This window comes from Nonomuraea jabiensis (assembly GCF_014204795.1).
Classification (GTDB): domain Bacteria; phylum Actinomycetota; class Actinomycetes; order Streptosporangiales; family Streptosporangiaceae; genus Nonomuraea; species Nonomuraea jabiensis.
The window spans coordinates 7100232-7118042 of record NZ_JACHMB010000001.1; the positions used below are offsets into that span (position 1 = coordinate 7100232).

Annotated in this window: 16 protein-coding genes; 15 read left to right on the top strand and 1 reads right to left on the bottom strand. The window is 71.7% G+C overall.

Going from position 1 to position 17811, the window contains the following annotated elements; translation table 11 throughout:
• Positions 1-34 precede the first annotated feature (34 nt).
• The 11 genes from HD596_RS32490 (at position 35) to HD596_RS32540 (ending at position 13708) form a co-directional block, all read left to right on the top strand.
• Positions 35-1852, top strand: coding sequence for an ABC transporter ATP-binding protein (locus HD596_RS32490; protein WP_376775935.1), 1818 nt, complete (start codon positions 35-37; stop codon positions 1850-1852).
• Positions 1849-3630, top strand: coding sequence for an ABC transporter ATP-binding protein (locus HD596_RS32495; RefSeq protein WP_185073052.1), 1782 nt, complete (start codon positions 1849-1851; stop codon positions 3628-3630). The genes HD596_RS32490 and HD596_RS32495 overlap by 4 nt, the downstream gene beginning before the upstream one ends.
• A gap of 63 nt (positions 3631-3693) precedes the next feature.
• Positions 3694-4041, top strand: a complete 348-nt coding sequence (gene hisI, locus HD596_RS32500) for a phosphoribosyl-AMP cyclohydrolase (protein WP_185073053.1) — start codon at positions 3694-3696, stop codon at positions 4039-4041.
• A gap of 8 nt (positions 4042-4049) precedes the next feature.
• Entirely contained in the window at positions 4050-4628 is a 579-nt protein-coding gene (locus HD596_RS32505) for a Trp biosynthesis-associated membrane protein (RefSeq protein WP_185073054.1), read from the top strand.
• Between the two features lie 111 nt (positions 4629-4739).
• Complete coding sequence (locus tag HD596_RS32510; RefSeq protein ID WP_185073055.1) at positions 4740-5363, top strand: DUF4190 domain-containing protein; 624 nt, start codon at positions 4740-4742, stop codon at positions 5361-5363.
• A 160-nt stretch (positions 5364-5523) separates the two neighbouring features.
• Complete coding sequence (locus HD596_RS32515; protein WP_185073056.1) at positions 5524-6141, top strand: CD225/dispanin family protein; 618 nt, start codon at positions 5524-5526, stop codon at positions 6139-6141.
• A gap of 23 nt (positions 6142-6164) precedes the next feature.
• Complete coding sequence (locus HD596_RS32520) at positions 6165-6596, top strand: DUF2752 domain-containing protein (protein ID WP_185073057.1); 432 nt, start codon at positions 6165-6167, stop codon at positions 6594-6596.
• Positions 6597-6726: 130 nt separating this feature from the next.
• Entirely contained in the window at positions 6727-7566 is an 840-nt protein-coding gene (trpC, locus tag HD596_RS32525; protein ID WP_185073058.1) for an indole-3-glycerol phosphate synthase TrpC, read from the top strand.
• 20 nt (positions 7567-7586) lie between these two features.
• Positions 7587-8810, top strand: coding sequence for a tryptophan synthase subunit beta (gene trpB, locus HD596_RS32530; RefSeq protein ID WP_435875590.1), 1224 nt, complete (start codon positions 7587-7589; stop codon positions 8808-8810).
• 73 nt (positions 8811-8883) lie between these two features.
• The gene (gene trpA, locus HD596_RS32535; protein WP_185073059.1) at positions 8884-9678 is read left to right on the top strand and encodes a tryptophan synthase subunit alpha; all 795 of its coding nucleotides are present in this window, start codon (positions 8884-8886) and stop codon (positions 9676-9678) included.
• A gap of 169 nt (positions 9679-9847) precedes the next feature.
• A complete protein-coding gene (locus HD596_RS32540; protein WP_221519620.1) occupies positions 9848-13708 on the top strand; it encodes an endo-alpha-N-acetylgalactosaminidase family protein in 3861 nt (1286 codons plus the stop codon).
• A gap of 9 nt (positions 13709-13717) precedes the next feature.
• On the opposite strand, the gene HD596_RS32545 is transcribed toward HD596_RS32540, so the two are convergent.
• A complete protein-coding gene (locus HD596_RS32545) occupies positions 13718-13879 on the bottom strand; it encodes a hypothetical protein (RefSeq protein WP_185073060.1) in 162 nt (53 codons plus the stop codon).
• 385 nt (positions 13880-14264) lie between these two features.
• Here HD596_RS32545 and HD596_RS32550 point away from each other — a divergent pair, with 385 nt between their 5' ends.
• The 4 genes from HD596_RS32550 to HD596_RS32565 all read left to right on the top strand — a co-directional run bounded on the left by HD596_RS32550 (position 14265) and on the right by HD596_RS32565 (position 17512).
• Positions 14265-14750, top strand: coding sequence for a MauE/DoxX family redox-associated membrane protein (locus HD596_RS32550; protein WP_185073061.1), 486 nt, complete (start codon positions 14265-14267; stop codon positions 14748-14750).
• On the top strand, positions 14737-15495 hold the full coding sequence (locus tag HD596_RS32555) for a DsbA family protein (RefSeq protein ID WP_185073062.1): 759 nt from the start codon (positions 14737-14739) through the stop codon (positions 15493-15495). Before HD596_RS32550 ends, HD596_RS32555 begins: the two co-directional genes overlap by 14 nt.
• 110 nt (positions 15496-15605) lie before the next feature.
• The gene (gene lgt, locus HD596_RS32560) at positions 15606-16811 is read left to right on the top strand and encodes a prolipoprotein diacylglyceryl transferase (RefSeq protein ID WP_376775938.1); all 1206 of its coding nucleotides are present in this window, start codon (positions 15606-15608) and stop codon (positions 16809-16811) included.
• Positions 16808-17512: a VIT1/CCC1 transporter family protein gene (locus HD596_RS32565; protein WP_185073064.1), complete on the top strand. Its 705-nt coding sequence runs from the start codon at positions 16808-16810 to the stop codon at positions 17510-17512. The genes lgt and HD596_RS32565 overlap by 4 nt, the downstream gene beginning before the upstream one ends.
• Positions 17513-17811 lie beyond the last annotated feature (299 nt).

Genomic DNA, 17811 nt, shown 5'->3' on the forward strand with positions numbered 1-17811 from the left:
GCAGATATGTCGGATCGGAAGGGGAACGTGCCGCGTGGCGACCAAGGTCACCTCGGCCGTGATGCGTCAAGGGCTGCGTGTCCTTGGGGTGGCCATACGCACGGAGAAGGCGGTGTTCGCGCTGGCGGTGCTGGCCAGCGCGGTCTACGGCGGCATGACCGTCGCATCCGCATGGGCGCTGGGCTGGGCGACGCAGAACGTGGTGCTGCCGGCCTTCGGGTCGGGCCGCGTCGCCTCGGGGGCGCTGTGGACAGGAGTGCTCCTCATCGTCGGGACGGCGCTGCTCAAGGCCGTCGGCGTGGCGGGGCGCCGCATCCTGGCGGGAGTCATGCAGTACCGCATGCAGGCCAGGTCGCGCAGGGACGTGACCAAGCAGTACCTGAGGCTGCCGCTGTCCTGGCACCACCAGCACCCGACCGGGCAGCTCCTGTCGAACGCCAGCGCCGACGCCGAGGCCGCCTGGGCGCCGCTCGCGCCGCTGCCGATGGCCGTGGGCGTGATCGTCATGCTGTTCACCGCGGCGATCGCGATGCTGTTCACGGATCTCGTGCTCGCGCTGGTGGGTTTCTTGATTTTTCCGGCGATCGCCGTACTTAACCTGATTTATCAGCGCAAGCTCAGCCCGCTCGCCACCCGCGCGCAGCAGCTGCGCGCCGAGGTCAGCGAGATCGCGCACGAGAGCTTCGACGGCGCGCTCGTCGTCAAGACGCTCGGCCGGGAGGAGCTGGAGACCGACCGGTTCCGGCGGCGCGCCCACGAGCTGCGCGACGCCAACATCGCGGTCGGGCGCGTGCGCGGGCTGTTCGACCCGCTGCTGGAGGCGCTGCCCACGATCGGCGTGCTCGCGGTGCTCGCCGTCGGCGCGGGGCGGCTGTCCGCCGGCGCGATCGACTCCGGCGACCTGGTGCAGGTGGCGTACCTGTTCACGCTGCTGTCCTTCCCGATCAGGGCGCTCGGCTGGGTGCTGGCCGAGCTGCCGCGCAGCGTCGTCGGCTGGCAGCGGGTGCAGGCCGTGCTGGAGGCCACCGGCTCCATGGAGTACGGCGGCGTGGCCGCCACGGCCGCCTCGACCCCCGCCGAGCTGCGGGTCTCCGGCGTCTCGTACGCCTACGGCGAGGCCCAGGTGCTCCACGACGTCACCTTCGACGTGCCCGCCGGCCGTACCGTGGCCCTGGTCGGGCCCACCGGCTCGGGCAAGTCCACGCTCGTGCAGCTGCTCGGCCGGCTGGTGGACCCCGACACGGGACAGGTGCTGCTCGACGGCGTCGACCTGCGCGAGCTGGCCTACGGCGGCATCGCCGAGTCGGTGGCGCTGGTGCCGCAGCAGACGTTCCTGTTCGACGACAGCGTGCGCGGCAACATCGCGCTCGGGCTGGAGGCGAGCGACGAGGACGTGTGGGCCGCCCTGCGGCTGGCCCAGGCCGACGGATTCGTGGCCCGGCTCGGCGACGGGCTCGACACGCGCATCGGCGAGCGCGGCGCGACGCTGTCCGGCGGCCAGCGCCAGCGCCTCGCGCTGGCCCGCGCGGTCGTGCGCCGGCCCCGCCTGCTCATCCTCGACGACGCCACCTCCAGCGTGGACCCGCAGGTCGAGGCCAAGATCCTGTACGGGCTGCGGGACGCGGCCGAGGCCTCGACCGTCGTGGTCGTCGCCTACCGGATGGCCACGATCGCCCTGGCCGACGAGGTGGTCTTCCTCGACCACGGCCGGGTCGTGGACCGGGGCACGCACGAGGAGCTGCTGGAGCGCTGCGAGGGCTACCGCAACCTGGTGACCGCCTACGAGCGCGAGGAAGCCGAGCGCGCCGCCATCGACCTGCAGGCAGAAGAGGAAGAAGGGGTCAGCGCATGACGGCGCAGAGCATCCAGGGCAACTCTGAACGTTCCGCGCTGGCCACGATCCGGCAGGGCCTCTCGCTCACGCCCGAGTTCAGCAAGGGGCTGGCGGGCACGCTGGCGCTGGCCGTCATCGCCACCATCGGCAAGATCATCGTGCCGATCGCGGTCCAGCAGACGATCGACACGGGGCTCAAGGGCGGCTCGCCGGACATTCCGTACATCACCAAGGCTGTACTTATCTGTGCGGCCGCGGTGGTGCTCACGGCCCTGGCCGCGTACGTCATGAACGTCCGCCTCTACAAGGCCACCGAGTCGTCCCTGGCGACCCTGCGCGTGCGCGGCTTCCGCCACGTGCACGACCTGTCGGTGCTCACCCAGAACACCGAGCGGCGCGGCTCCCTGGTCTCGCGCGTCACCAACGACATCGACCAGATCAGCGCGTTCATGCAATGGGGCGGGCTGATGATCATCGTGGCGTTCGGGCAGCTGTTCGTGGCGACCGTGCTCATGTTCGTCTACTCCTGGCAGCTCACCCTGCTCGTGTGGGCGTGCTTCATCCCGCTGATGATCGCGCTGCCGCGTTTCCAGCGGCTGCTGTCGCGGGCGTACACGATCGTGCGCGAGCGCACCGGCGACATGCTGGCGGCGGTCAGCGAGTCCGTCGTCGGGGCCACCGTCATCAGGGCGTACGCCTCCGAGCGCCGCACCGCCGAGCGCATCGACACGGCCGTGAACGCCAACCGGCGCGCCCAGATCAGGGCGCAGACCATCGTCGGCTTCGTCTTCCCCCTGACCGAGATCGTGGCCGCCGTCGCCATCGGCGCGATCGTGCTGCTCGGCGTGCGGCTCGGCCTGTCGGGCGACATCACGCAGGGGCAGCTGGTGGCGTTCCTGTTCCTGGTGACCCTGTTCGTCTCGCCGCTGCAGACGGCCACCGAGGTGCTGAACGAGGCCCAGAACGCCATCGCCGGCTGGCGCCGCATCCTGGGCGTGCTCGACACGCCGCCCGACGTGGCCGACCCCGGCGACCGGGGCGTGACGCTGCCGCGCGGCCCCATCTCGGTCGCCTTCGAGAACGTGCACTTCTCCTATCCCGGCGGCGCGCCCGTGCTGCGCGAGGTCACCGTGGACATCCCGCCGCGCTCGCGGGTCGCGGTGGTGGGGGAGACCGGGTCGGGCAAGACCACGTTCGCCAAGCTCCTGACCCGCCTCATGGACCCGGCCGCGGGCCGCGTCACGGTGGACGGCCACGACCTGCGCGACGTCCGCTTCTCCTCGCTGCGCGAGCGGATCGTCATGGTGCCGCAGGACGGCTTCCTGTTCGACGGCACGCTGGAGGAGAACATCCGCTACGGCAAGCCGTCGGCCACCGTCGAGGAGATCCGCCTCGCGATGACCGAGCTGGGCCTGGCCGACTGGCTGGAGGGCCTGCCCGCCGGCCTGGACACCCCCGTGGGCCAGCGTGGCGAGTCCCTCTCGGCGGGCGAGCGGCAGCTCGTCGCGCTGGCGCGGGCGTACCTGGCCGACCCCGACCTGCTCCTGCTGGACGAGGCCACCTCGGCGGTGGACCCGGCCACGGAGGTACGGCTGGCGCGGGCGCTGGAGGGCGTGACGCGGGGCCGTACGGCCGTCTCGATCGCGCACCGCCTGTCGACGGCGGAGAACGCCGACGAGGTCCTGGTCTTCGACGCGGGCCGCCTGGTGCAGCGCGGCTCGCACGCCGAGCTGGTGGAGGAGCCGGGCGTGTACGCCGACCTGCACGCGTCGTGGGTGTCCGCGGCCCGCTCCTGAGCGAACGTCCCTGCCCGCGTGCCCGGTAGGCCGGGCACGCGGGCAGGCTGGTTGAATGGACGCATGTCCCTTGACCCCAAGATCGCCGCGCGGTTGAAGCGCGACGCCGACGGCCTCGTCGCCGCCATCGCCCAGCAGTACGACACCGGCGAGGTGCTCATGCTGGCCTGGATGAACGACGAGGCGCTGCATCGGACGCTCACCACCGGCCGGGCCACCTACTGGTCCCGCAGCCGCGCCGAGCTCTGGGTGAAGGGCGACACCTCCGGCCACGTCCAGCACGTCAAGGCGGTGGCGCTCGACTGCGACGGCGACGCCGTCCTCGTCAAGGTCGACCAGGTCGACGGCGCGTGCCACACCGGGGACCGCACGTGCTTCGACGCCGACCAGCTCGAGATCCCGCTCGGATAGCAGGCCGCATGGGGCACAGAGAGCTGTGGGGCTGGCTCGGGGCGACCGTCCTGGGATGCGTGCTCGTGCTGTTCGGCGCGAGCCGGGCCTGGGTGCGCATCCTGGAGCCGGGCGTGGCCGCGCCCACCGGAGGCGAGCTCAGCCCCGTGCTGACCCCCCTCGCCCTGGCCGCGCTGGCCGGGGTGGTGGCCGTGCTGGCCACCAAGGGCGTGGGGCGCCGCGTCGTCGGCGCGCTGGTCGCCCTGTGCGGGGCGGGCGCGGCGGCCGGGACGTGGACGGCGTTCGGCGGCGACACCGTCACCGGCTGGCTGCGCGACCAGAACGTCCTGCGCGGCGCCGCCGACCTCCCCTGGGAGGTCGCCCCGCTCTGGCCGGCGGTCACGGCCGCCGGAGCGGTCCTGGTGATCGCCGGCGGGATCGTCGCGATCGTGCGCGGCGGCAGGTGGGCGGGGATGTCGGCGCGCTACGACAGGGCCGCCAATGGGGGCGCAGACGGGGGCGCGGACAAGGCCCGCGCGGAGGTCAAGGACGACCGTGCGCTGTGGGACGCGCTCGACCGCGGCGACGACCCCACCGACTCCCGCTGACCCCCTGCGCTATGACGATTTCTTTACTGTTCTGAACCTCTGTCTGCTTGGCAAATGTTTTCTCAATAAGCTGCCGTTGCAACTCGCCACGAACACTTAGGAGCCAGGCGCATGAGCTACGGGGATCAGGGCGGCAGCGGGGGCTACGGCGCGCAGCAGCCCGGCGGCGGATACGGCCAGCAGCCGCCCAGCGGAGGCGGCGGTTACGGCCAGCAGCCGCCCAGCTACGGGGGTGGGTACGGCCAGCAGCCACCGAGCGGAGGTGGTGGCTACGGCCAGCAGCCCAATTACGGTCAGGGTGGCTACGGCGAGCAGCCGCCCAGCTATCCGCAGGAGCCGCTCGGCTACGGGCAGCAGCCCCCGAGCGTCGGCGGCTACGGCCAGCAGCCTCCCAGCTACGGCCAGCCGGCCTACGGCCAGCAGGGCTACGGCTACGGCGCGCCGCCGCAGCAGCCGAGGTCGACCAACGGCATGGCGGTGGCCTCGCTGGTCCTGGGCATCATCGGCCTGATCTTCTGCGGCCTCACCAGCGTCCCGGGCGTGATCCTCGGCCACATCGCCCTCAACCGGATCAAGAAGACCGGCGAGGAGGGCTCGGGCATGGCCGTCGGCGGTCTGGTCACGTCCTACATCACCGTCGTGATCTGGGTGCTGTGCTGGCTCATCTTCGGCGGGTTCATCCTGTCGATGATCGGGCTCAGCGCCGCCGCCACGTCGTCCTCGTACGACTACTGAACCGGTCGGTAACCCTCCGCTGGTGTGACCGGACCGTGACGAGCCGCTTGCGGTCCGATTACGAATTGTCCGCAAAATGGACGTTCTTCCACGTAGGGGGCGTATCCTCGCTAGGCTGCCGCGCGCAACTCGCCACAAATGACGACATGAGAGGTCCTTCATGAGTTACGGCAATCAGGGCGACGGCGGCTACGGCTCGCAGCCGCCCGGCGGCGGCTACGGCCAGCAGCCCCCCAGCGGTGGCGGCTACGGCGGTGGTTACGGCCAGCAGCCCCCGAGCGGCGGTGGCGGGTACGGCCAGCAGCCCCCCAGCAGTGGCGGCGGTTACGGCCAGCAGCCTCCGGCCGGCGGTGGCTACGGTCAGCAGCCCCCCAGCGGTGGCGGCTACGGCGGCGGTTACGGCCAGCAGCCCCCCAGCGGCGGCGACTTTGGCGGCGGTTACGGCCAGCAGCCTCCGAGCGGCGGCGGCTACGGCGGCGGTTACGGGCAGCAGCCCCCCGCCGGGGGCAACCCGCCGGACAACCACCTGGTGGCGGCCATCCTGACCACCATCTTCTGCTGCATGCCCCTGGGCATCGTGTCGATCGTCAAGTCTTCGCAGGTCAACTCGAAGTGGCAGGTCGGCGACTACCAGGGCGCCGCGCTGGCGAGCGAGGAGGCCAAGACCTGGTGGAAGCGGACCTTGATCGCCGGCATCATCTGGTGGGTCCTGGTCATCCTCTTCTATGTCGTGGTGTTCGTCCTCCTGGCCGCGAGCGTCCCGAGCTCGAGCTACTGAGCCGGAAGGCGGATACTGAGAGTATGAGCATCGCAACAACCGGGCGGCGCGGCACGACGCGTCTCAAGGAGCTGCTCGCGCCGCTCGGTGTTGCGGGCGCGACGGTCGCCGTGTTCGCCTTCGTCGGGATGGTGGACCCCAACCAGCCGGGCCACTACCCGACCTGCCCGTTCCTGGCGATCACCGGCCTCTACTGCCCGGGCTGCGGCACGCTGCGCACCATCCACGCGCTCGCCCACCTCGACCCGGCCACCGCGCTCGGGATGAACCCTCTCGCCGTGGCCATGATGCCGTTCCTGCTGTTCTGGTGGGGGAGATGGGTCGTACGCGCCTTGCAGGGCCGGCCGAGACGCACCACGCTCGCCCATCCGGCGTGGCTGTGGGCGTTCATCGCCATCGTCATGGTCTACTGGGTTGTCCGTAACCTGCCGTTCGGGGCGTTCCTCGCTCCGTAGGGCCGCCCGCCTGGGGGGCCTGTGGTGAGGTGACCCCGTGCGGGCCGATACCATCGCAGGACAAGGCAGAGAGCGGACGCGACGCGAACTCTCCGCCGCCCCCACAGTCGACCGGAGGGACCTCAAGCGCGTGAGTGAGCGGACGGAAGGGCCGAGTGTCCTCGACGACATCCTCGACGGGGTGCGCGCCGACCTCGCGGCACGTCAGCAGGCCGTGTCCATTGACGAGCTCAAGCGGCGGGCCGAGCGCGCCCACGCTCCCAGAGACGCCATGGCCGCGCTCGGGGGCGACAGGATCTCGGTGATCGCCGAGGTCAAGCGGTCGAGCCCGTCCAAGGGCGCGCTGGCCGCCATCGCCGACCCGGCCGCGCTGGCGGCCGACTACGAAGAGGGCGGCGCCCACGTCATCAGCGTGCTGACCGAGCGGCGCAAGTTCGGCGGCAGCCTCGACGACCTGGCGGCGGTGCGCGCCCGGGTCGACATCCCGATCCTGCGCAAAGACTTCATCCTCACCTCCTACCAGCTCTGGGAGGCCCGGGCCCACGGCGCCGACCTGGCGCTGCTGATGGTCGTCTGCCTGGAGCAGGAGGCGCTGGTGTCGCTGATCGAGCGGGCCGAGTCGATCGGGCTCACCCCGCTGGTCGAGGTGCACACCGAGGAGGAGCTCGAGCGGGCGGTCGCCGCCGGCGCTCGGGTCATCGGGGTCAACGCGCGCAACCTCAAGACACTCGAGGTCGACCGCGAGGTCTTCACGAAGCTGGCGCCCAAGATCCCCGATAATGTGATCAAGATTGCCGAGTCGGGCGTGCGCGGCCCGCACGACCTGCTCGCCTACGCCAGGGCCGGCGCCGACGCCGTCCTGGTCGGGGAGAGCCTGGTCACCGGCAAGGACCCGCGCAAGGCAGTGGAGGCCCTGGTGACCGCCGGCGCCCATCCAGCGACGCGCCCCGACCACTCAGCAGAGGGATAGCAGTGGCACACGAAGGCTCCATCCTGACCGCCGCCGACCTGGCGGGCAACGGCCCGCTCGGCGACGACCCCGACGTGCACGGCAAGTTCGGCATCTTCGGCGGCCGGTTCGTCCCCGAGGCGCTCATCCCGGCGCTCGACGAGGTGGCCGCGGTCTACGAGAAGGCCAAGAACGATCCGGAGTTCCTGCGGGAGTTCGACCATCTGCTGCGCACGTACGCGGGCCGGCCGACCACGCTGACCGACGTGCCGCGCTTCAGCGAGCACGCCGGCGGCGCCAGGATCGTCCTCAAGCGTGAGGACCTCACCCACACCGGCGCCCACAAGATCAACAACGTGCTCGGCCAGGCCCTGCTCACCAAGCGGCTGGGCAAGAAGCGCGTGATCGCCGAGACCGGCGCGGGCCAGCACGGCGTGGCCACCGCCACCGCGGCCGCCCTGCTCGGCCTGGAGTGCGTGATCTACATGGGCGCGGTCGACTGCGAGCGCCAGGCGCTCAACGTCGCCAGGATGAAGCTGCTCGGCGCCACCGTGGTGCCGGTGACCAACGGCTCCCAGACGCTGAAGGACGCCATCAACGAGGCGTTCCGCGACTGGGTGACCAATGTCGACACCACCCACTACCTGTTCGGCACGATCGCGGGGCCGCACCCGTTCCCCGAGATCGTCCGCGACTTCGCGCGCATCATCGGCGTCGAGGCCCGCCGCCAGATCCAGGAGCTGACCGGCGGCCTGCCCGACGCGGTGTGCGCGGCGGTCGGCGGCGGCAGCAACGCGATCGGCATCTTCCACGCGTTCCTCGGTGACGAGGGCGTCCAGCTGCACGGCTACGAGGCCGCCGGGCGCGGCCTGGAGTCCGGCGAGCACGCGCTCACGCTCACCGCCGGCTCGATCGGCGTGCTGCACGGCTCGCGCACCTACGTGCTGCAGGACGACGAGGGCCAGACCATCGAGTCCCACTCGATCTCGGCCGGGCTCGACTACCCGGGCGTCGGCCCTGAGCACGCCTGGCTGAAGGACTCCGGCCGCGCCACCTACCACGGCGTCACCGACGACGCGGCGATGGCCGCGTTCTCGCTGCTGGCCAGGACCGAGGGCATCATCCCGGCCATCGAGTCCTCCCACGCCCTGGCGGGCGCGCTGGAGCTGGGCCGCGAGCTCGGTTCCCAGGCGACCATCCTGGTCAACCTGTCCGGCCGCGGCGACAAAGACATGGGCACGGCGATGAAATACTTCAACCTCTGACGAGCCGCCACCCCGGCGTGGGGCCCCGCGCCGGGGGATAACTGGTGGGACTCGACCTTCGAAACGGACAGACATGACGACTCTTCAGACGGTTTTCGCCAAGGCGAAGGCGGACAACCGGGCCGCGCTCGTCGGCTACCTGCCCGCGGGCTTCCCCTCCAAGGGCGGCGACGTCGCCGCGGCCGCGGCCCTGGTCGAGGCCGGCTGCGACGTCATCGAGATCGGCCTGCCCTACTCCGACCCGCTCATGGACGGGCCGACGATCCAGGACGCGGTGCACCGGTCGCTGGTCAACGGCACGCGCATCGCCGACGTGCTGCGCACGGTCGAGGGCGTCGCCGCCACCGGGGCCGCCACGCTCGTCATGACCTACTGGAACCCCATCGACAAGTACGGCGCCGAGCGGTTCGCCCGTGACCTCGCCGACGCGGGCGGCGTGGGCACGATCACGCCCGACCTGACGCCGGAGGAGTCGGAGCCGTGGCGGGCGGCGTCGGCGTCCGCGGGCATCGACACGGTGTTCCTGGTGGCGCCCAGCTCGACCGAGCAGCGCATCAAGGCCGTCGTCGACTGCTGCACGGGCTTCGTGTACGCGGCCTCGCTGATGGGCGTCACCGGCGCCAGGGAGAGCGTCAACGTCGCCGCCGAGGGCCTGGTCGAGCGGACCCGGGCGCACACGGACCTGCCGGTGTGCGTGGGTCTCGGCGTGGGCACGGGCGCTCAGGCGGCCGAGGTGGCGGCCTACGCCGACGGGGTGATCGTGGGGTCGGCGTTCATCCGCCGCATCCTCGACGCCTCCGACGAGGCGGAGGGCCGGGCCTCCATCGCCGCCCTGGCCAGGGACATGGCCTCGGGCGTGCGCCGCTAGGCTCGCGCCCCTGGCACTCATCGACGCACGCCGGCAAAGCTTTACCGGTCGTATGACGAAATTTCGGGATTGATGCAAGGATCTGGCGCGTAAGCCTTGGCGTGCGGTCCGGGGCGGGTGATGATCGGGGCCCCGAAGCGGTGTGACGCACGACCGCGAAAGGACACCGATGCGTCCCAGCCCCGTCACCTTCGCCGCGGCCCTCGCGCTGGCGGTCACGGCCATGACCGCCCCGGCGTCCGCCGATCCCACCCCTCTGCCCGCCCCTTGGCCCACCCCGACGTACGAGTTACCGTCCCCGGAGACTGCGCCGACGGGGGCGCCCCCGCCCAGCCCCACCGCGCAGAACGAGCCGCCCACGCCCGCGCGGGTGGCCACGCCGGTCGCGATCTCGTCCCCGGCGCTGCGCGTGGAGCTCGACCCGGACTTCCCGCGCGTCCTCGGCTACACCGACCGGGCGAGCGGCGCCAGCCTGGGCGGCAGCGCGGGCGTGCCCGCCGTCGTCCTCAACGGCCAGGCGCGGCCCGCGACCGTGGCCCTGACCGGGAACGACGGCGCGACCGCCCGCTACCGGCTGACCTTCCCCGATCTCGACGGCGTCGCGCTCCGGGCGAGCATCGGGGTCAAGGGCCGGGTGACGACCTTCCGGATCGACTCGGTGGCCGACACCGCGGCGTTCCGCGTCAACACCATCGAACTGCCCGGCCACGACCTGGTGTCGGTGTCGAGCGCGCAGCCGGGCGCGGCGACCGCGTTCACCCGCCTGGACCCGAACTCGACCCGGACCGCCGACGTCTTCGCCCAGGTCACCCCGGGCACCGCGGCCGACGACAGCCCGGTCGGGGCCACGTACGCGATCGTGAACACCGACCGGCTGGCCGCCGCGATCGAGACGAACTCCACCTACGACCGCCCCTCGGGCGTCACCGACCGCGACGCCGCCAGGCTCTGGCACCAGGCCAGGAAGGACGCCGGCGGCACGGTCACCGTGGGCGTGTGGAGCGGCCAGTGGACGCACCGCGCGACCGGCTCGCCGTTCACCGAGGAGCCGCCCTGGGCCAAGGTCGTGGTCACGCCCGACGCCAACGGCGACGGGACGCTCGACTGGCAGGACGGCGCGGTGGCGTTCAGGGCCATCGCCGTCAGGGCGCCCGGCGCCGAGCAGACCAAAGATCGCGTGGTCACGCACATCCCGTTCAACTTCTCCAGCCAGGCCACGCACCCGTTTCTGCGCACCCTGGACGACGTCAAGCGCATCTCGCTGGCCACCGACGGCCTCGGGCAGCTCGCGCTGCTCAAGGGCTACCAGTCGGAGGGCCACGACGCGGCGCACCCCGACTACGGCGGCAACTACAACCGGCGCGCGGGCGGCCTGAAGGACCTGAACACGCTGCTCAAGGCCGGCAAGGGCTGGAACGCCACGTTCGGCGCGCACGTCAACGCCACCGAGTCCTACCCCGAGGCCAGGAACTTCAGCGAGCAGCTCGTCGACAAGGCCGCCAAGGGCTGGAACTGGCTCGACCAGGCGTACCTGATCGACCAGCGCGGCGACCTCACCAGGGGCACCCTGGCCGGGCGCCTCGCGCGGCTGCGCGCCGAGACCGACCGCAACCTCGCGGTGCTGTACGTGGACGTGTTCAGGCCGTTCGGCTGGGTCGCCGACCGCACGCTGGCCGAGCTGCGCGAGCAGGGCTGGCAGGTGACCACGGAGTGGTCGGACAAGCTGGAACGCGCGTCCCTGTGGTCGCACTGGGCCAACGACCTCAGCTACGGCGGCGTCACCAACAAGGGGCTGAACTCCCAGATCATCCGGTTCATCCGCAACGACGAGAAGGACGTCTGGAACGCCCACCCGATCCTCGGCAACGCCCGCATCGTCGAGTTCGAGGGCTGGCAGGCGAAGAACGACTTCACCGCGTTCTACCGCAACATCTGGGAGCACAACCTGCCGGTCAAGTACCTGCAGCACTACAAGATCATGGACTGGAACGCGGACGAGATCGTCTTCACCGGCGGCGTGCGCGGCACGTACCGGGACGGCAGGCGCGAGCTGTTCGCCGGCGGGCACCAGGTGCTCGACGGGGGCACCTACCTGCTGCCGTGGCAGGGCAGGTACTACCACTACAACCCCGCGGGAGGGGTCACGACCTGGGACGCCGACCGGCCGATGACCGTCTACCGGCTCACCGGCCAGGGACGGGTGCCGGTCGGCACGGTCACCCCGGAGCAGGGGAAGATCACGTTGCGGGCGGAGGCGGGCGTGCCGTACGTCCTCTACCCCGGCAAGGCGCCCCGGCAGCCGGACCCGGACTGGGGGCAGGGCAGCGGCGTCCGCGACCCCGGCTTCAACGGCGACCGGCTCGCCGGATGGACCGTCACGGGCCCCGTGAGCGTCCGCGAGAACGAGCTGAGCCAGCGGGTGGCGGTGCTCGGCGGCGGGGCGCAGGCGCGGCTGGAGCAGCGGCTGACGGGCCTGCGGCCCGGCCGCACCTACACCGCCTCGGCCTTCGTCGAGATCGAGCCGGGCAGGACCCGCGAGACCACCCTGGAGGCCGCCGGGCGGGCGGTGACCCTCAGCCGGTCCACGGCCAGGAACTACATCGCCTCCGACGAGAAGCACGACACCTTCTTCCAGCGGGCCAAGGTGACCTTCACCGCGCCCGGCACGTCGGCCACGCTGCGGATCACGGCCGCCGCCGCCGACGGGGACGTGCGGGTGGACGACGTGCGGGTGTTCGAGCGGGAGCCGGCCGGTGAGGTGGAGACGTTCGAGTCGGCCGAGCCCGGCTGGGGGCCGTTCGTGAAGGGCGACGCGGGCGGGTCGTTCGACGCGCGCACGCACCTGTCCGAGCGGCACGAGCCGTACACGCAGGCCGGGTGGAACGGCAAGACGATCGACGACGTGCTGAACGGCGACTGGTCGCTGAAGGCGCACGAGGAGCGCCAGGGGCTCATCTACCGCACGCTGCCGTGGACCGCGCGGTTCGAGCCGGGGCACGCGTACGAGGTGTCCTTCGCCTACCAGAGCGCGCAGGCGGACACGTACCAGTGGGTGACCGGCTACGACAAGGTCGGCTCCAGTGTCGAGACCCGGCGCACGCCCATCCCCGAGCGACGGACCACGGGCACGTTCAGGGAACGGGTGGTGGCGGGGTGCGGGGACGTGTGGGTCGGGCTGCGCTCGCTCAAGGCCGAGCAGGCCGGGGCCGACTTCGTCCTCGACGACTTCTCCGTGACCGACCTCGGCGCGGCGCCGGACGCGCAGGCGTGCGGGTCGCTGGAGGTGGCGCCCGCCGGCGTCCTCGAGCAGGGGGTGGCCAACGAGGTCGTCACCACGTTCACGAACCTCGAGGACGCGCCGGCGCGGGACGTGCGGGTGACGCTGGACGTCCCGGACGGGTGGACGGTCACCGGCGACGGGACCGGCGACGTCGAGCCCGGCGCGAAGTTGACCACGAGCTGGCAGGTCACCCCGCCCGCGGACGCCTTCGGGAGCTACGAGCTCGGCGCGGCCGCGGGCTACTCCGTGGACGGCGTGGCCAAGCGGCTCACCGCGTCCGCGACCGTGCGCACGACGCCCCGGCCGCCCGCGGGCGACGCCTACGCAAGCGACCTGGAGTGGGTCACCGCGGACAACGGCTGGGGGCCGGTGGAGCGCGACCGGTCCAACGGCGACACCGGCGAGGGCGACGGCGGGCCGATCGTCATCGGCGGGCGGACGTTCGCCAAGGGGCTCGGGACGCACGCGCCGGCCAAGGTCCGTTTCCATCTGGGCGGCGCGTGCACGGGGTTCACGGCGGTCGTCGGGGTCGACGACGTGCAGGCCACGCGGGGGTCCGTGCAGTTCGCCGTGGTGGCGGACGGGGTGGAGAAGGCACGCAGTCCGGTCCTGCGGGCCGCCGACGCGGCGTACGAGCTGAGCGCCGACCTGACCGGAGCCCGTTACGTGGACCTGGTGGTGGGGGACGGCGGCGACGGGAACGGCAACGACCACGCCGACTGGGGCGAGGCCAGGTTCACGTGCGGCTGAGCGGGCCCCTCATGCCCGGACCGCCCTGGTGAACAGCGCGGCCGGGCCCGCCTTGGGGCCGGGCCTGCAGCAGGGACGGCAGCCCGTCCAGCGCGCGCGCTGGATCGCCATCGCGGTCACCCGCACGTCGAACGCCCCGAACTCGCCGCTCTCCTGCCCCCAGACCAGCAACCGCTCGACAGGGGACGGCTCCGGCAGGCCGGTGGCCCCGGAGCGGAGGGGATCTCCGCGGCCGCGCCCGCCGGGCGCTCACCCGCTCGGTCAGGTACGCCGAGAGCCGCCCCCGGATCGTCACTGAGGGTAGCCGAGCGCGGCGATCGTCGCGATGGTCGCCGTCACGATCTGCGCCCGTCTGGCGGAGCCCGTGACCGTTACTTGCTTGAGTAAATTTTTACTTGACGGCGTAATTCCCGCAAGAAACACGGCTTAGCCGGTGCTTATCCTCCCCGTGGTCATATGGATTCCCGGTACTGTGCCCATCCCGGTGCAGAGAAAGAGGAGATGGCGTGTGGACGCGTCACTATCGTCACGCGGTGAGTTCTCGGCGATACCCTGGGTGACGACCGTCGCCCGGCTGGTCCTGGGCGGGGTGCTGATCGCGGCGGGTGGGCTCAAGATCGGCAACCCGGCCGACTCGGTCGTGGCGGTCAAGGCTTACCAGCTGCTGCCGGAGTCGATCGCCGTCACGGTGGGCTACGCCCTGCCGATCCTGGAGATCGTCGTCGGCCTGCTGCTGGTCGTCGGTCTGCTGACCAGGGTGGCCGCGGTGATCGCCGGGCTGCTCATGTTCGCCTTCGTGTTCGGCATCGCCTGGGCCTGGGCGCACGGCCTGCGGATCGACTGCGGCTGCTTCGGTGGCGGCGGCCAGCTGGGGGTAGGGGAGGAGCCGACATACTTGCTCGACATCCTGCGCGACTTCGGGCTCGTGCTGCTCGGCGCCTGGGCGGTGCGTTTCCCGCCGGGCCGGTTCGCGCTCGACGGCGCCCTCGGGCTGGGGGGCGACAATCGTATTGAAGGGGATGACGAAGATGAGCAAGGCTGAGCGCACCAAGACGAAGACGGCGCGCGAGAAGATCAGGGAACAGCAGGCCGAGGCGCGCCTGAGGGACAGGCGCAGGCGCATCGCCACGTACGCGACCGCCGGGGTGGTCGCGGTGGCCGCCGTCGGGCTCGGCTGGTGGTACGCGGCCAGCACCTCGCAGTCGGAGGTGGCCGGCGGAGCGCTCGCGTCGGTCACGGTGCAGCCCGACGGCTCGGTCGTGATGGCCAACCAGGGCGTCACCGCGCCCGTGGTCGACATCTACGAGGACTTCCAGTGTCCCGCCTGCAAGGAGCTCGAGCGGGTCAGCGGCCAGACCTTCAAGAACCTCGCCGCCGAGGGCAAGGCCAAGGTCGTCTACCACCCGATCACGATCTTCTCCCAGGAGCCGACCAAGTCCAACTCCGTACGCGCGGGCAGCGCCGCCCGGTGCGTCGCCGACGGCAAGCAGTGGCTCGCCTTCCACGACCTGCTCTACCAGAACCAGCCGTCCGAGACCGAGGCCGGCTTCACGGCCGACCAGCTGAAGAACTGGGGCAAGCAGGCCGGGGTGACCGCGCCGGACTTCGACCAGTGCGTCACCACGCAGAAGCACGCCGACGCGCAGCTCTCGTACAGCAGGAAGGTCATCGACGCGCAGAAGATCGACCATACGCCGACGGTGAAACTGAACGGCAAGGAAATCGACAATCCCGTACTGTTCAGCCCGCAAGATCTGCGCGATGCGATTACGAAGGCGGCCAAGTAGTCTCTCTTCCGCTACCCTCACCTGACATGCCCCTTGCCTCGATTCCCAGCCCTTCCCAGGGGGTCTGGTATCTCGGAATCATCCCGATCCGGGCTTATGCGCTATGCATCGTGCTCGGCGTCATCGTCGCCGTCTGGCTGAGCGAGCGGCGCTGGCAAGCCCGCGGTGGCCAGAAGGGGACGATCGTTGACATCGCGGTCCCCGCGGTCATCTTCGGCCTGATCGGCGGCCGCCTCTACCACGTCATCACCGACTGGCAGACCTACTTCGGCAGCCGCGCGATCAAGGAGCCCATCCAGGCGCTGTTCATCTGGGAGGGCGGCCTCGGCATCTGGGGCGCGATCTCACTCGGCGCGCTCGGCGTCTGGTTCGCCGTGCGCAAACGCGGCATCTCCATGAGCGCCGTCGCCGACACGGTCGCGCCCGGCATCGCCTTCGCCCAGGCCATCGGCCGCTGGGGCAACTGGTTCAACCAGGAGCTCTACGGCTCGCCGACCACGCTGCCGTGGGGCCTGGAGATCGACGTCGACCACGGGGGCGAGCCGGGGGTGCTCTACCACCCGACCTTCCTGTACGAGTCGCTGTGGGACGTGGCGCTCGGCTTCGTGCTCATCTTCGCGGGCCGGCGCTTCGCCCTGCACCACGGGCGGCTGTTCGCCCTCTACGTCGCCGGCTACACGCTGGGCCGCTTCTGGATCGAAGGGCTGCGCATCGACCCGGTCGGCGGCGTGGACCACGCGGTGACGTTCCTCGGGCTGCGGATCAACCAGTGGACGTCGATCGTGCTGTTCGTGGCGGCGCTGGCGTACTTCTGGCTGACCAGGAACCGGGACAGCGTGGAGATCGTGGCCCCGGCCGGCCCCGCCGACCCGGCCCACCCCGCCGACCAGGCGGACGCCGACTCCGAGGACACGCGGGACAGGGCGGGGGAGGAGCCCGCCTCGACCGACGACGGCGAGTCCGCCTCAGGCCCTCGACCAGCGGCTCCGTCGTCCTCGGACGCCGAGGCCACGGACGACGGGGCTCCGGCGACCGACAAGACCACCGACGCCGAGGCCACGGACGACGGGGCTCCGGCAGCCGAGAGGGCCACGGACGTCGAGGTCGCGGACGACGGTGCTCCGGCGGCAGGGAAGGCCACGGACGCGGAAGTCACGGACGCCCCGGCTCCGGCAGCCGGGAAGACCGGGAAGGCCGGTGAGGCCGGGGACGACGGAGCGGTGGACACCCCGCCGCCGGCGGATGATGTGACCCCCGCCGACGGGGTAGGGGCATCTGACGCTGAAGTCGTGACGAAGGAGAAGAACTCGCGATGACTGGTCGCGCGGAGATCCACCACCAGCATCGCGACGTCACCGGAGGCTGGTTGCGGCCCTCGGTGTTCGGCGCGATGGACGGCCTGGTGTCGAACTTCGCGCTCATCGCGGGTGTCGCGGGCGGCACGACCAACACGAAGGTCATCGCCCTCGGAGGCGTCGCCGGGCTCGCCGCCGGCGCGCTGTCCATGGCGGGCGGCGAGTACGTCTCGGTCGCCAGCCAGCGCGAGCTGGCCCAGGCCGAGCTCGCCGTGGAACGGCGCGAGCTCGCCCGCCACCCTGACGACGAGCAGGCGGAGCTGGCCCAGACGTTCGTCGACAAGGGCGTGGAGCCCGGCCTGGCCGACGAGGTATCCAGGCAGATCTCCCGTAACCCGGACCGGGCGCTGGAGGTCCACGCCCAGAACGAACTGGGCGTCGCCCCCGGCGACCTGCCCTCACCGGTGGTGGCCGCGGTGTCGTCGTTCCTGTCGTTCAGCTTGGGGGCGGTGCTGCCTCTGCTGCCGTACCTGCTCGGTGCCAGGGACCTGGCGCTGTCGGCCGCGGTGTCGTGCGTCGCCCTGTTCGCGGCGGGCGCGCTGGTCTCGGCGGTGACGGCGCGCAGCTGGTGGTACTCAGGGCTGCGCCAGCTCGTGGTGGGCGCGATCGCCGCGGCGGTCACGTTCGGCCTGGGTAACCTGATCGGCGCGGCGGGCCTGTGATGGCCCGCAGGAGAGCCGGTTCGGGCAGCCACGGCAGACCCTCCTCCGGCCAGGACGGCACGGGCCGCACCCGCGGCGGCCGCTCGCCCGGCCGAGCCCAGGACGACCCCACCACCCCGGCCTCCGGCCCCACCCCCGCTCCCGGCCAGCCGATCCCGGACCCGAACGCGGCTTCCGGTGGGGCTCGCGGTAGTTGGCCTGCGCGGGATGTGCAGCGGGACGCGGGTGGTAGTTGGCCTGCCCGTGATGTGCAGGACCCTGGCGGTAGTTGGCCTGCCCGCGATGTCCAGGACCCCAGC